This is a genomic window from Desnuesiella massiliensis (genome assembly GCF_001403615.1).
GTDB lineage: Bacteria > Bacillota > Clostridia > Clostridiales > Clostridiaceae > Desnuesiella > Desnuesiella massiliensis.
In genome coordinates this window covers 501,616-516,870 of record NZ_LN879455.1, presented here as the reverse complement: position 1 = coordinate 516,870, position 15,255 = coordinate 501,616, and the positions used below count along the sequence as shown (strand labels likewise).

General features: G+C 32.9%; 10 protein-coding genes. 5 read left to right on the top strand and 5 right to left on the bottom strand.

From position 1 onward, the window contains the following. Window positions 1-24 precede the first annotated feature (24 nt). Window positions 25-1,872 carry an LTA synthase family protein gene (locus tag BN2665_RS09140; RefSeq protein WP_055666799.1) on the bottom strand — a complete coding sequence of 616 codons (1,848 nt, stop codon included), beginning with the start codon at window positions 1,870-1,872 and terminating at the stop codon, window positions 25-27. A 167-nt stretch (window positions 1,873-2,039) separates the two neighbouring features. Between BN2665_RS09140 and BN2665_RS26225 the strand changes: the two genes are divergently transcribed. After that, window positions 2,040-2,207: a CDIF630_02480 family spore surface protein gene (locus BN2665_RS26225; protein ID WP_074042260.1), complete on the top strand. Its 168-nt coding sequence runs from the start codon at window positions 2,040-2,042 to the stop codon at window positions 2,205-2,207. Between the two features lie 327 nt (window positions 2,208-2,534). Here BN2665_RS26225 and nifJ read toward each other — a convergent pair whose 3' ends face one another. Next, window positions 2,535-6,056, bottom strand: a complete 3,522-nt coding sequence (gene nifJ, locus BN2665_RS09135; RefSeq protein WP_055666798.1) for a pyruvate:ferredoxin (flavodoxin) oxidoreductase — start codon at window positions 6,054-6,056, stop codon at window positions 2,535-2,537. A 244-nt stretch (window positions 6,057-6,300) separates the two neighbouring features. Between nifJ and BN2665_RS09130 the strand changes: the two genes are divergently transcribed. The 4 genes from BN2665_RS09130 to BN2665_RS09115 all read left to right on the top strand — a co-directional run bounded on the left by BN2665_RS09130 (window position 6,301) and on the right by BN2665_RS09115 (window position 9,548). Then, window positions 6,301-7,401, top strand: coding sequence for a PRK06851 family protein (locus BN2665_RS09130; RefSeq protein WP_154674908.1), 1,101 nt, complete (start codon window positions 6,301-6,303; stop codon window positions 7,399-7,401). Window positions 7,402-7,572: 171 nt separating this feature from the next. Then, window positions 7,573-8,679 (top strand): IS4 family transposase, encoded by a 1,107-nt coding sequence (locus BN2665_RS09125; protein WP_055666280.1) that lies wholly within the window; start codon window positions 7,573-7,575, stop codon window positions 8,677-8,679. 357 nt (window positions 8,680-9,036) lie between these two features. Then, complete coding sequence (locus BN2665_RS09120) at window positions 9,037-9,246, top strand: hypothetical protein (protein WP_055666797.1); 210 nt, start codon at window positions 9,037-9,039, stop codon at window positions 9,244-9,246. Between the two features lie 41 nt (window positions 9,247-9,287). Then, entirely contained in the window at window positions 9,288-9,548 is a 261-nt protein-coding gene (locus BN2665_RS09115; protein WP_055666796.1) for a spore coat protein, read from the top strand. 80 nt (window positions 9,549-9,628) lie between these two features. Here BN2665_RS09115 and BN2665_RS09110 read toward each other — a convergent pair whose 3' ends face one another. From BN2665_RS09110 to pepV, 3 genes are all read right to left on the bottom strand, one after another. Next, window positions 9,629-11,764 carry a HelD family protein gene (locus BN2665_RS09110; protein WP_055666795.1) on the bottom strand — a complete coding sequence of 712 codons (2,136 nt, stop codon included), beginning with the start codon at window positions 11,762-11,764 and terminating at the stop codon, window positions 9,629-9,631. Window positions 11,765-11,957: 193 nt separating this feature from the next. Beyond that, window positions 11,958-13,790, bottom strand: coding sequence for an ATP-dependent zinc metalloprotease FtsH (gene ftsH / locus BN2665_RS09105; RefSeq protein ID WP_055666794.1), 1,833 nt, complete (start codon window positions 13,788-13,790; stop codon window positions 11,958-11,960). A gap of 65 nt (window positions 13,791-13,855) precedes the next feature. Next, window positions 13,856-15,247, bottom strand: coding sequence for a dipeptidase PepV (gene pepV / locus BN2665_RS09100; RefSeq protein WP_055666793.1), 1,392 nt, complete (start codon window positions 15,245-15,247; stop codon window positions 13,856-13,858). Between the last annotated feature and the right edge of the window lie 8 nt (window positions 15,248-15,255).

Sequence of the window (15,255 nt, the reverse complement as noted above, 5' to 3'; positions counted from 1 at the left end):
AGGGATTTAACACCAAAGGAAAATTTATTTTTTGAAATAATTTCCCTTGATTATGTAGTCAGCTATGCTAAAGGATTCTTTAATATGATTTATTTCCTTTTCATCAGGTGACCCTATGATTTCACCATAATTAAGAATAGTATAATTCTTATTGGTTTTTACTAATATTTTGCCCATAGAAGAATTTACAAAAGCCTTTTCTTCCACTCCCATCAAATAGGCTACTGTAGGCATTATATCTATTTGTCCTCCTATTATATCGGAATTCTTACCTTGCAATTCTTCATTATATATTATTAAAGGCACCCTTAAATCCTTCTCCAACCATTTTGGATTTTCTACCTTTAAGTCTTTTAGCTTGTCCTCATAGAATTTATGCACCCCAGTATGATCTCCATATATAACTATTACCGTATCTTTCAGCATATCTCTTTTTCTAAGATCCTCTATCAAATTTCCAATTTGTCTATCTACATAATTTACACTTTGAAAATATGCTCCTAGTATGCTTTTATCCAAAGCTTCATCTAGCTTAAGATACTTTTCCTTTTCTGGCACCTCAAAAGGTCCATGACTAGTTAAAGTTACCACATGAGCATAAAAAGGTTTTTTCTCCTCAGATAAAAATTCTGTCACCTGCTTAAACAGCGATCCATCAGATAATCCTGGGCCTATTAGCTCATCTAATTTATACTTGCTTACATCCCAACTCTTATTAAAACCTATAGCTTTATGAGCGTGAATCCAATTCCAATTCCCACCTTTTTCTGGATGGGTAGAAATGGTGTTATAGCCTAAATTGTTTAATAGCTGTGGTAAGGAATTATAGCTTGTATTTGGATACTTAAAGAAGGTACTTCCATCTCTTACAGGAAATATGGAGGTATTTGAAAGCAAATCCCCATCAGAGCTAGTTCCGCTGTTAACCTGTTCATATATATTGCTAAAAGATAGGCTATTAGCCAGCATCTTATTTATATTTGGAGTAATTTCCTGCCCATTTACCTTTTCATTTATTACAAATTGCTCCAAGGATTCCACCTGTAAAAAAATCAGGTTTTTATTGTTGAAAACACCCTTTAAATCATTATCCTCTATATTTTCTGCATTGTCCTTAAACCAGTTATCAACCTTTTCTTTTTCTGAACTTGTCAGTTTTATGTTCTTATTACTGGTAAAGGTTAAATAGGTGTCATAAACATGGTAGCCTATGGGCGACATATTAGACATGGTTTGAAAGGGTGCCCAACATACTCTAAAAAACATCATAGTTCCCTTGGTAGCATCCTTAACGTCTATCCAGTAATGGTCAAAGGATATATAACCAATAGAAATAGCTAAACTTATAACAAAAGCTAGGATGCTCCTATTTTTATTAATAACATTATTTCTAATAATCACCATAACTAAAATAAATATTAAAATATCTATAAAAAATAAAATATCTATACCATGAAAATAGCCTAATAAGTTTTTTCTTAAAGGGTTAAAGGTTCCAGGATTAACTATAAAGCTTGAACTAAGAAAAGCTCCATAGGCCCTGAAATATAACAAATCAACCCAAATTAAAATGCTTATAAAAAGGTTCAAAACTATATAGAATATTTTTCTCCCACTATTTTTAAACAGAAAAGCAAAGGAAAAAAACGCCACTATAAATAATATATGAGACACCACTGGCGGCGGAGAAAAATACATCTTTGATATGTTTATGGTAGCAGAGTCTTTGCCATGAAGTAGGGCTAAAAACAATAAAGATTTTAACCAAATAAATACTATAGAAAAAATCCACACTATATCCAAATATGCCAAAGCTCTTTTAATCTTATTTTCTTTTTTGTAGAATATGTAATTTTTCTTTCTTTCAAACACAAAATCACTACCCTTCAAGATTTTAACGCTACCATCTATTATATATCATTATCTTTAAATATTCCACAAGTTAAGACAGCTGTTTTTATATTGTTAACACTAAAGACAAAGATAATAAAAACTATATATAATGCAGATACTAATTAAAAAGGAAGGGAGGAAGATTTATGGACGAAAATCAGTTAAAAGAAAGTTCTATGCAAACACCTATAGAAAAGCATGACACCGCCGCCTGGGCAGGTATAAAATCTACAAAACCAGTATCTAAAGTCACCGTTCCTAGTGAAATAGATGTTCGAAATGCTAAGGAATGGGTCGATACTAATCAAAAATAATCATGTTATCTAGTAGCACATTTTATAATGTATAATTTTTGCAATATCCATATTTACTCTAAACCATTAGTTTAAAACTAATAGCTATGGACTAGTACACCTAGCCATAGCTATTTATAGATAAACAATACTTAAACTTAATTTATACATGTTTCAAAATGGCATGTTTAAGCCATTATGAGGCATGTATAAATTGATAGCTGAAGTTGTTTATCTATATAGGGAAACACTACGAAAACTTAACTTATACATGTTCCAAAATGACATCTTTAAGCCATTATGACGCATGTATAAGTTAGTAGTTGAAGTTGTTTCCCTATATTTTTCTTAATACTTCATCTCTGATAACCTTTTATAATTATTGTATCGTTCAGTAGCGTGCTGCTCTGCGATATTAAACATTTCTTCTGCACTATCCGGGAATGCATTCATTAAAGAGGAATATCTCACTTCTCCTTGGATAAACTCTTTATAAGATTTGCTTGGTTCCTTAGAGTCTAAAGTAAAAGGATTTTTACCTTCCTCTTTAAGCATTGGATTGTATCTGTATAGATGCCAGTATCCTGATTCTACAGCCTTCTTTTCCTCTGCAATACTAGTTCCCATACCAGTTTTTATACCATGACTTATACAAGGAGCATAAGCAATGATTAGAGAAGGTCCTTTATAAGCTTCTGCCTCGGTAAGAACCTTTATAGTATGATTCATATTCCCACCCATAGCAATCTGTGCCACATATATATATCCATAGCTCATAGCCATCATGCCTAAATCTTTTTTTCTAACTTTTTTACCAGAGGCAGCAAACTTAGCAACAGCTGCAGTAGGCGTAGATTTTGAGGATTGACCTCCCGTATTAGAATATATCTCTGTATCCATAACAAATATATTTATATCTTCTCCAGAGGCTAAAACATGATCCAATCCGCCAAAGCCTATGTCATAAGCCCATCCGTCACCACCGATCATCCAGTGGGATTTCTTGATTAAATAATCTTTTTTCTCCATAATTTCTTTTAATATAGCATTACTGATTTCTGCTTTGCCTATGAGCTGCAATATTTTCTCACTAGCTTCCTTTGACAGATTAGCATCCTCCATACCAGCAATCCATTGTTCAAAAGCTGTTTTAAGCTCCTCATTAATAGAAGTAGTTAAAGCTTCTTTCATCAAATCAGCTAATTTCTCTCTAATCTGCTTTACACCTAGATACATTCCATAGCCATATTCAGCATTATCTTCAAACAAGGAATTTCCCCAAGCAGGACCTTTTTTCATGTTGTTAGTAGTATAGGGAATTGAAGGTGCACTTGCTCCCCATATAGACGAGCATCCTGTAGCATTAGCAATCATCATTCTGTCCCCAAAGAGCTGAGTTAAAAGTTTAATATATGGGGTTTCTCCACATCCTGGACATGCACCATTAAACTCTAACAATGGTTTTACAAATTGACTTCCTTTTACCGTTGCTCTATCCATGATTCCATCCTTCATAGAAACACTCATAGCAAATTCCCAATTTTCAGATTCCATCTCAATCTCTTCTTCTGCAGGCTTCATTATTAAAGCCTTTCCAGGAGCTGGGCAAACATCTGCGCAGTTGCTGCATCCTGTACAGTCTAAAGGACTTATTTGTATGCGGTAATGTAATGCCTCCAATCCCTTACCCACTGCTTTCTTTGTTTTAAAGGTATCTGGCGCTTTCTCTTTCTCCTCATCATTTAATAAAAATGGTCTTACTACCGCATGGGGACATACATATGAGCATTGGTTGCACTGAATACACTTATCAATCTGCCATTCTGGTATCATTACTGCTATGCCTCTTTTTTCATAAGCTGTAGTTCCCAGTGGAAAAGTTCCATCCTCTCTGCCATTGAAAGCACTAACAGGAAGCTCATCTCCCTCATGTCTTGCCATAGGTCTTTGAATGAGTTTTACAAAATCCGGTTCTTCCTTTTCGGCTTCAAGGTGGTCTTCAGCATTGTTCCAGTTAGAAGGTATAGTAACTTTATGCAATGCTTTTACTCCTTGTTCTATAGCCTCCTTATTCATATCAACAATACGTTGCCCTTTTCTTCCGTAAGTCTTTTCTACAGATTTTTTGAGATGATCTACTGCATCTTCTACTGGTATAACATTAGCTAGCTTAAAAAATGCAGATTGCATAATCATATTTATTCTTGAACCTAACCCTAAACTTTGTGCTATAGAAACAGCATCAATAATGTAAAAATTAATATTATTTTTAGCTATATACGTCTTTACATAAGCAGGTAATTTCTCCTCAAGCTCTTCTTCTTTCCAAGGACAATTCAATACGAAGGTGCCTGAATTTTTTAGGCCTTTTAACACATCAATGTTATATAAAAAGGATTTGTTATGACAAGCTATGTAGTCTGCATTATAAACTAAGTAAGGGGATCTTATAAGCTTCTTTCCAAACCTTAAATGGGATACCGTACTTCCTCCAGACTTTTTACTGTCATAGGAGAAATATGCCTGAGCATAGAGTTCTGTATTATCTCCTATAATCTTAACTGCAGTTTTATTTGCTCCTACAGTACCATCTGAACCTAATCCCCAGAACTTACAGCTAATAGTACCCTCTGGATTAGTATCTATTATATCCTCTTCTGGCAGTGAGGTACTTGTAACATCATCCACAATACCTATAGTAAATCTATTTTTAGGTGTAGCGGCCTTTAGATTATTAAATACAGCTATTATCTGAGAAGGAGTAGTGTCCTTTGACCCTAATCCGTACCTACCTCCTACTATAAGGGGTTTGCTGCTATGGTTATAAAACAGGTTTTGTATATCTAAGTATAAAGGTTCTCCTAGGGAACCTGGCTCCTTAGTCCTATCCAACACTGCAATCTTTTTCACTGATTGAGGAAATATCTTAAAGAAATATTTAGAAGAAAAAGGTCTATATAAATGTACCTTTATAACACCAACCTTTTCTCCTTTGCTCATAAGATAATCTACGGTTTGCTCTATGGTATCACATATAGAGCCCATAGCTACAATAATACTTTCTGCATTGGGATCTCCATAATAGTCAAAAGGATTATAGGTTCTTCCTGTTATTTTTTCTATTTCTCTCATATAGCTTTCCACAATATCAGGAACTGCGTCATAGAACTTATTTGAGGCTTCCCTCCCTTGGAAATATATATCTGGATTCTGGGCTGTTCCTCTAACAGAAGGATGCTCTGGATTTAAAGCTCTGTCTCTAAATTCTTTAATAGCATTATAATCTATTAAGGGTTTTACATCCTCATAGTCTATAACCTCTATCTTTTGATATTCATGAGAGGTTCTAAAACCATCAAAAAAATGTAGAAATGGTACTCTAGATTTAATAGAAGAGAGATGAGCAACATTTGCTAAATCCATTACCTCTTGAACATTTGAAGAAGCTAAAAGGGCAAAGCCAGTTTGCCTTGCAGCCATAACATCTTGATGATCTCCAAAAATAGATAGTGCATGGGTTGCAATAGCTCTAGCACTTACGTGAAATACAGCAGGTAGCAGCTCTCCTGCCATTTTGTACATATTAGGAATCATCAATAATAATCCTTGAGAAGCGGTATAGGTAGTAGTTAATGCTCCTGCTACTAGCGACCCATGAACAGCTCCTGCGGCACCAGCTTCTGATTGCATTTCTACAACTTTTACCTGTTGACCGAAAATATTTTTCTTTCCATGAGCTGACCATTCATCAACACCCTCTGCCATAGGTGTAGACGGGGTTATAGGATAGATAGCTGCTACTTCTGTAAAACCATAGGAAGCTCTTGCAGCAGCTTCATTACCATCCATAGTTTTAATAATTTTAGTCATTAGATTTCCTCCTTTATTTATACTTTAAAATCTTATTTCAAGATCATAGTTATTGTTTGTGTTTTAATCAATCCTCATACATTATTTGCTTTTTTATAATTTATTATTAATATAATAACCAAATTTACTCTTCTGCATATTATATATTAGTCATCTTAAAGAAAATAACTAATCAGTATATTAGTATATCTGACTAGCTATTTTTCTTCAGATGCTTAGTTTTAGTTTTAGGAGAGTGATGTAATTGGTAGCCTCTATAAGACATATGTTTCCTGGTGGAAACACCTCTAAGGGTTTTTATTCTTTTTATAGGTATATCCTAAGCCAAGAAGAAGCTAGAAGAATAATCTGTATAAAAGGTGGTCCTGGTACTGGCAAATCATCCTTAATGAAAAATGTAGGTACTTATTTTAATAACAAAGGATATGACATAGAATATCATCATTGTTCCTCTGATAATAACTCTTTAGATGGAGTGGTTATTAAAAAACTCAATGTAGCTCTTTTGGATGGTACCTCACCTCATGTAGTAGACCCTATAACTCCAGGGGCAGTAGACGAAATATTAAATATGGGTCAATGTTGGAGGGAAGAAGGCTTTAAAGGTTCAAAAAAGCAAATAATGGATATAAGTAGAGAAATAGGAAAAACCTTTAAAAGAGCCTATAGATATTTAGGTGCAGCAAAATTCATTCATGATGACTGGAGCAATTATAACAGCGAAGCCTTAAATTATTCTAAATTAAGTCATTTCAAGGAAGAATTTAAAGAAAAATTACTTAAATCCTCTGTTTCAAATTTAGGTACGGACAGGCATCTATTTGCTACAGCCTTTACACCCAATGGAATTGTCACTTATGTAGATTCTCTCTATAAGGAATGTAATAATATATATGTTTTAAATGGCGGTCCTTCCACAGGAAAAACAGAAATATTAAAGTACATTTCTGAGGAAGCCTTAAGAAGAGGCTTTTATGTAGAAATTTATCATGATCCCTTTATTCCTGAAAGGCTAGAGCATCTTATAATTCCTAAGCTTTCCTTAGCTGTTCTATCTTCCAATGAAATAAACAGAAAGCTATTTGTAGGTAATCAAATCTATATGGAGGACTTATGTAATAAATCTGTATTTAATAAGTATAGAGAGGAAATCCAATACACTAAGGACACTTTCTACAGTCTAATACAAAAGGGTCTTGCCATTATTTCTTCTGCTAAGGCTTTGCATGATGAATTAGAAGAATATTATATAGGAAATATGGATTTTTCTAAATTAGATAGCGTAAATAAGGATATTCTGAATAGAATAGAGGGTTATGAAAAAGAATTTATATCTAATTCTTAATGCACAGTTCATAATTTATGCAATAGAAAAAGCGGCTTCCGTTTCTACTGTTGCATTAAAGAAATAATTTTATATTGACACATTTTAATTGGTAGAAATTTAATAATGAAAAATAAAACCTCCTTGTGGTTAAATGGAAGTGACAAGCAACCATTCACAAGGAGGTTTTTTATGTTATCTAATAAAAATAATAAACTAGTTTTTCATAAATTAATAGCGGAAATCGGTGGAAGTTTTGTTAAGCATACTATAAAAAAATACAATGGTGATTATAGAAGCCAGCATTTTGATACACGCTCTCATATAAACTCAATGATTTATTTAAATATACGTGGTTGCAAAAGTCTTAGAGAAGCTGAAAGTGAGATTTCTTCAAATAAAAAGCTTAAAAATCTTATTAATGTACCAAGTGTCTCCCAGTTTTCCAGGAAAAATTCTGCGAGAGATTATAGAATTTTTGAAGATATATTTTATCATTTGGTAGATAAGGCTAAAAGAAGACGCGGAGCCGTTAGGCTTATGAAGGACATTCCTCCTATCAAAATTATTGATTCATCAGTAATCTTAGTTGCTCTAAAGCTTGCTCCACATTTCCAAATGGACAATAGTAGAGCGGGTATAAAGATAAGCACTTTATTCAATGGTGAATTTCCAGAGAAAATTAACATAGTTAAAGGTAAGGTAAATGATAGAAAATGTATTGATGGCCTCTTTGAGCATAACAGCTGCATCTATGTTTTTGATAGAGGTTATTACGACTATAAATGGTACGATGAGCTTAGTAAGAAAGAAATAAAATTTGTTACAAGAGCTACTAAGCATTCCATAGTCATGGAGGAACGAATGATATCATCAGATCCTTCTAAAGATATATATGATACTGAAGTTATTATGGGTACAAGCTATTCTAAGAATCTTACTACTAAAAGTTATAGAGAAATCATGACTTTTAATGAAGAAGGAGAAGCAGTGACCTTTATAACTAATATTTTTGATTTACCAGCTTCAGACATAATAAAGCTCTATAAGCATAGATGGGAAATAGAATTATTCTTCAAATGGATTAAGCAAAACCTTAAAATAAAAAAGCTAATTGGCTACAATGAAAATGCTGTAAAAATACAAGTATTTTCAGCACTTATTTCTTATATGCTTATATACTTATGCTGTGATACTACTGCTCTTAAGTACTCAATGCTTATCTTAACGCGTATTATAAGATCAAACTTACTCGAAGATTTTGATGAATATACAGTAGGATATTTCCGTACAGGTTAACGCTTAAAAAAATTGTTTTTTGGGGAGGGGGAAGCTATATGCATATATCTTGGTTAATATTTCAACACAAACCATATATTGAACCTAAAAAGCAAAGGATGGAAAAATAACTTTCCATCCTTTGCTAATAAGCTGCTATCAAGTTTTTAAAAATTGCCTTAATGCAACAGTAGAAGCTTCCGTCGCTTTTTTATTTTTTTGAAATATATGTAATTTTATCAAACATATAAAATAAATAATACACATATTTATTCTTTTAAAGCTAATAATAATGTTGTAATAAAGATGATAAACTTTAATATTGAGGTTTATTTATCTTTAAAAACCTAAGAATCGTATAATAAGGAGGTCCCACTTATGGCAAATTCAACTGATAAACAATTACATGCAAAGAATCTAGATATTTTAAAAGATCAACTTGAGCATGAAGCCCTATTAAACAAAAAGTTCTCTCAATATGCAAGTCAGTGTACAGATAACCAATTAAAGAATTTATGTAATGAAGCTTGCAATATTCATAAACAAAATTTTAATAACTTAAAAACTTACTTAGATTCTCATCAGTAAATATATATAAATAATTGATAAATATTCAGGAGGTATCTGTGATGAACGAAAAGGAAATGATGCAAGATTTATTAACTACTGAAAAGCAAGTAATATCGGCTTATAGTACAGGAATAACCGAAAGTTCTTGCCCAAATTTAAGAAATACCTTAGTTAACAATTTCAAGTCAGCTCAAGATATTCAATTTAAAGTTTTTGATGCTATGAAACAAAAGGGTTGGTATACTTCTAAAGATGCTCCAGCTAATGAAGTTCAGCAATTAAAAAATGAAGCTAATCAAATGATGACAGAATTAAAGTAATAATTTAAAGAACAAAGCTTAGGGCTCAACATTATCCCTAAGCTTTATTCTTTGTTTCTGTAATTCTTTAAGAGAATCTCTTAAAATTCTTTAAAATTTAAAACACATAATTCATGTAAAGCACGAGTGCACATTATATACTTTATTAAATTCTCTTCATTATTTTTAGGCTCATCATCAATTATTATAACTCCATCGAATTCTAACCCTTTAGCATAATAGGAAGGTATAAGTACTGTTCCTCCAGTATATATTATATCTTCATTATCTATTACTTTTACAAGCAGCTCTTCTTTAATCTTGCTCTGAAGCTTATGGATTTGCTTTTCATTTTTACAAATCAAAGCAACACTTTCGTAACCCTTTTTATAGAATTCCTCTGCTTTTTCTTTTACTATATGAGCTAGATTCTCTAAAGAATAAATTTCCTGAGTTAAAACTTCATCACCGCTTCTAACAAAAGGAACTATGGTTTCTTTCTTAAGATATTTATTAGCGTATTCCATTATTTCCTTGGTGGATCTATAACTCTTATTTAGAGAAAATTTGCTCATTGGTACTTCATTAAAAATAATCTCTAAGTTAAGCATAGCAGCCTCTTCATCATAAGGTATCAACCTCTGGTTTACATCTCCCACCACGGTAAAGGAGCTGCATCCAGTAAGCTCTTTAATAACCCTAAATTGGAGCTTACTATAATCTTGAGCCTCGTCAATTACTATATGTTTTATATCACTTTTATACTTTATACCCTCTAGCTTAATTTTTATATAAAGCATAGGAGCTAAATCCTCTGGTATTAAAGTTTTAAACTCATTAAATTGCAAGTATATTTCTTCTGCAGATCCTGGATTAAGCCAATGTAAAGCCTCCTTAGCTTTAGCTACATCCCTAACTAAATCTCTTATATCGTTCTTTCTTTGGAATTCTATATTATTTTCTTCGAGCCTTAACTTTTCTGGCGATAGGGACTCCTTATACTTTTTATATTTTAGCTCCATATCTCTAAATATATGATCTCTTTTATCCTTAATCTTTGATATTATTATTCTTTTGATTTTTTTGCATCTTCTAAATAAAGGCATATAGCTATAATGCTTATTAAACATCTCTTCTATCTGCTCTGAAGTCACTACAACTTCATCTCTAAAATAAGCGTCCTCTATTTTAAAGTAGCTATTATTTTTATCTTGGATTAACTCATCAAGCTTCTCAATATAGCTATCAGAGTTCTTATATTTTATATCCTGAGTAAGTTCTCTATCTGAGCTTAAAACTCTTTCTATATAGGCTTTAAAATCCATTATGTGATCATTTAAATTTAAAATAGATAGGGCGAACTCTTTAAAAGTGCTCTGTCTAACTCCAACCTCTCCAAGGCTTGGAAGCACATTAGCTATATACTCCATGAATATACTGTTTGGTCCTAATATCAAAATCTTATCCTGTAGAGAGCTTCTAAAATTATATAAAAGATAGGCTATCCTATGAAGAGCTATAGTAGTTTTACCACTACCAGCTACTCCATTTACTACAACTATGCCGTTCTTATTTTGTCTTATTATTTCGTCTTGTTCCTTTTGTATGGTCATTATAATATCTTTAAGCTTTTCTCCACTGTTAGAACTTAATACCATCTGAAGTATTTCATCCTTAACATCTAAGGCAGAATCAAACATTCCTTTTAGCTTACCGTTCTTTATGATAAATTGTCTTCTAGCTAGTATTTCAGTATTTATAGGCCCTTGAGGAGATTTATAACTTGCCTCCCCAAGGTTTCCTGTATAGAACAGAGAGGCTACAGGTGCTCTCCAATCCAGCACTACAGGCTCATAGCTTCCTTCTGGAGTCACCCCAAACTTTCCAATATATATTTCTTCCTGATCATTAAAATCTTCTTCCCTAAAGCTTACCTTGCCAAAATAAGGGCTAGATAATAAAGCAGTGAGTTCTTTCAACCTTCTGTCTATGGTTTTAAAAGCCTCCTCTTTAACATATCTTTCATGATCAAAGTATTCTATTAATTTATCTTCATCATCTCTATATTCTTCAATTATATTTTTTCTATAGTCTAGTATATATTCAGTCATATATTTTCTTTTTGAAATATAGTTTAAAATTTCTGCGTTGATTATTTGAATCGTTTCCTCTAGCTTTAATTTTTCTGTTTGGAGTTCTAAGGAATTTTCATTCCCTTTTAATAAATCTTTATCCACAAGAACACCACCTTCTCATTTATAAAACTTGAATATTTCAGGCAATAGGAAAATATTATACCTTATTTTATCCATTATTAAAATACTTTTTGTAAAAAAACTGCAAATTTATTTTTTGTACCTCTAAACTTAAAAAGCATAACCGTGACTCCTTCAAATTCAGAGTCACGGCTAACTATTTTTTAACGATTAATTATTGTTCTTCTTTAACTGGCTCGGCTTCATTTTTATACTCATTTACCATAGCCATAAACTCTTCTCCAAGAAGAGTCTCTTTTTCAATAAGTACTTCAGATATTTTAGTAAATAAAGGCTTATTATCTTTTAAAATATTTATGGCTTTATCATGGCACTCTTTAATTATTTTTAAGGTCTCTTCATCTATTAAAGCCGCTGTTTCAGCACTACAATTTTGTACTGGTCTACCATCTAGGTATCTACTATTTATAGACTCTAAAGCCATCATATCAAATCTATCTGTCATACCATATATAGTAACCATGCTTCTTGCTGTTTGAGTAGCTCTTTCTATATCATTAGAAGCTCCTGTAGAAATAATATTAAACTCTACCTCTTCTGCAGCTCTTCCACCTAGCATAACAGTTATTTGATCCAGCATCTCCTCTTTAGAAACTAGATATTTCTCTTCTGTAGGAAGTTGCATAGTATAGCCTAGAGCACCCATAGTTCTTGGAACAATGGTTATTTTATGTACAGGATCCGTATTATTTAATAAGGCTGCCACTAAAGCATGACCTACCTCATGGAAAGCTACTATTCGCTTCTCTTTATCTGAAAGAATCCTATCCTTCTTTTCTTTACCAGCAATTATCACTTCTACAGCTTCTTCTAAATCTTCCTGAAGCACCACTTTTCTATTATGCTTAACTGCTCTTAAAGCTGCCTCATTAACAATATTGGCCAGGTCTGCTCCTACAGCTCCAGGTGTCCCCTTAGCTACGGAGGATAAATCCACATCATCACCTAATTTAACATCCTTTATATGAACCTTTAATATAGACTCTCTTCCCTTTAAATCAGGTCTATCCACAATTACTCTTCTATCAAATCTTCCCGGTCTTAGAAGAGCTTTATCTAATACTTCTGGTCTATTGGTAGCTGCTAAAATCACTACTCCTTTAGAAGAATCAAAGCCATCCATCTCAGCTAAAAGCTGATTTAAGGTTTGTTCTCTTTCATCATTTCCTTGCAGGCTGCCATCTCTGCTCTTACCAATAGCATCTATTTCATCTATAAATATAATGCAGGGAGCCTTCTCTTCTGCTTGCCTAAACAAGTCTCTAACCCTTGAGGCGCCCATTCCAACAAATAACTCTACAAAGTCTGAACCAGACATGGAGAAAAAGGGAACCTTAGCTTCTCCAGCTACAGCTTTAGCTAAAAGAGTTTTACCAGTTCCAGGAGGTCCCACTAAAAGAGCTCCTTTAGGAAGCTTAGCCCCTATTTCCGCATACTTTTGAGGATTATGTAAAAAATCCACTATCTCTACTAGGGATTCCTTAGCCTCTTCTTGCCCTGCTACATCCTTGAATGTCTTTCCGGTTTCATTTTCAGCATAAAGTTTAGCAGTATTTTTTCCAAAGGACATTACTCCTCCACCCATCTTTTTATCAAGTCTGCCAAATATGAACCTTCCTAATATCATGAATATTATAATAGGAGCTACCCAGTATAATATTATATTTAGTAATGGATCATTATTAGGTATTTCTTTAGTAAATTCTATATTTTTTGAAGTTAAAAGCTTTACTAACTCTTGATCCCACAGGTATCCTGTATATAAGGCCTTGTTAGCATATCCGCTATCTGGTTTAGCCTTTATTAATATCCTATCCTTTTGCAGTACAACCTTTTCCACCTTCTCTTCATTAACTAACTTTAAAAATTCATTATAACTAATCTGCTTAGTGGTTATAGAGGTACTCATATAATTTATGAACAGCACCGCTAAAATTACTCCCACTAAATATACCATTCTGTATTTAAACTTTTTATCGTCGAACATATATGCCAAGGTTTATGAAAGATATTTCTTTCATAAACCAAGTACTTTTCACTTCCTTCCTACAATTACAAATTTGATAGTTCATAGATAGCTTCTGCATATATTTTTGCATTTAGAACTAAATCTTCAACTTCAATATATTCATTGGCTTGATGATCTAAATCAGGCTTTCCAGGAAAAATGGGTCCAAAAGCAACTATATTAGGCATTTCTTTTGCATAGGTTCCTCCACCTATAGCTAAAAGCTTTGGCTCTAACCCAGTTTGTTCCTTATATACCTTTTGCAAAGTCTTTATAATACTATGATCTTGTGGGAAATACAAAGGCTTCTGATGCTCAAATTCTTCTAGATTTAAACCAATTTTTTCTATGGTCTTATTCAAAGGCTTAAGCATATCTTCTACCTGGAAGGTAACAGGATATCTTAGATTTAATGTAACTAAGAATTTTCCTTCACTATAATTTATAATACCTAAATTAAAGGATAAACTTCCTGAAACCTCATCCTTAAGACCCACGCCAAAGCTTTCACCATTAGTTTCTAACCCTATATGGCTATCTAGAAAATCAATCAACGCTCCTAATTCCCCAGTAATCCCTAAATTGTTTAAAACCTTTATAAGCTGCATTATGGCATTTTTCCCAAGCTCTGGAACACTTCCATGAGCGCTTACTCCTAAAGATTTTATAATTAATAAATCCCCTTTTTCTTCGGTTTTTATACTAAACTCTAATCTAGAAGCTATTTTTTCTATTTTCTTTTTTATTATTTCTTTATCAGAAGTTCTTAATGCTGCTTCACAATAATCCGGTACCATATTTGCCCTTTGTCCACCTTTGATATATTCCACAATTAAGTCCTCTGAACTAGGACTTACGGATTTAGTTAAATTAAAAGACGTAAGTCCTTTTTCTGCATAGATTATTGGATACTCTGCATCAGGAGTAAATCCAGCTACAGGCGCTTTTTCTTTACTCATATAATGCTCTATATCAGCGGAACCTGTTTCTTCATTAGTTCCAAATATGATTCTGACCTTTCTTTTAATTGGTAGATTTAGGTCTTTTATAGCTTTAAGCCCAAAAAGAGCGGCCATAATAGGTCCTTTATCATCCATAGCCCCCCTTGCAAAGACCTTTCCTTCATGTATCTCTGCTCCATAAGGTGGATAAATCCATCCATCTCCCTCAGGCACTACATCTAAATGACCTAAAACTCCTATATATTCCTCTCCCTCTCCATACTCAGCATAACCAGCATAGCCATCAAGATTTACAGTTTTAAAGCCTAATCTATTTGATATGTCTAAAGCTTTATCTAAAGCAAGTTTAACCCCTTCGCCAAAAGGGGCATTTTCTTTTGCTTCTTCTTCTACACTTTTTATTCTAAGCAGTTCCTGAGTAGATTGTATTAATTCTTCCCTTAACTCTTCAATTCTTTCATTAATCAATTTCATCCCTCCAA

Excerpts from the sequence above, each read along its gene's own strand:
- BN2665_RS26225 (WP_074042260.1), top strand. The coding sequence starts at position 2,040 with ATGGACGAAAATCAGTTAAAAGAAAGTTCTATGCAAACACCTATAGAA.
- nifJ (WP_055666798.1), bottom strand. The coding sequence starts at position 6,056 with ATGACTAAAATTATTAAAACTATGGATGGTAATGAAGCTGCTGCAAGA.
- BN2665_RS09125 (WP_055666280.1), top strand. The coding sequence starts at position 7,573 with ATGTTATCTAATAAAAATAATAAACTAGTTTTTCATAAATTAATAGCG.
- BN2665_RS09120 (WP_055666797.1), top strand. The coding sequence starts at position 9,037 with ATGGCAAATTCAACTGATAAACAATTACATGCAAAGAATCTAGATATT.
- BN2665_RS09115 (WP_055666796.1), top strand. The coding sequence starts at position 9,288 with ATGAACGAAAAGGAAATGATGCAAGATTTATTAACTACTGAAAAGCAA.
- ftsH (WP_055666794.1), bottom strand. The coding sequence starts at position 13,790 with ATGTTCGACGATAAAAAGTTTAAATACAGAATGGTATATTTAGTGGGA.
- pepV (WP_055666793.1), bottom strand. The coding sequence starts at position 15,247 with ATGAAATTGATTAATGAAAGAATTGAAGAGTTAAGGGAAGAATTAATA.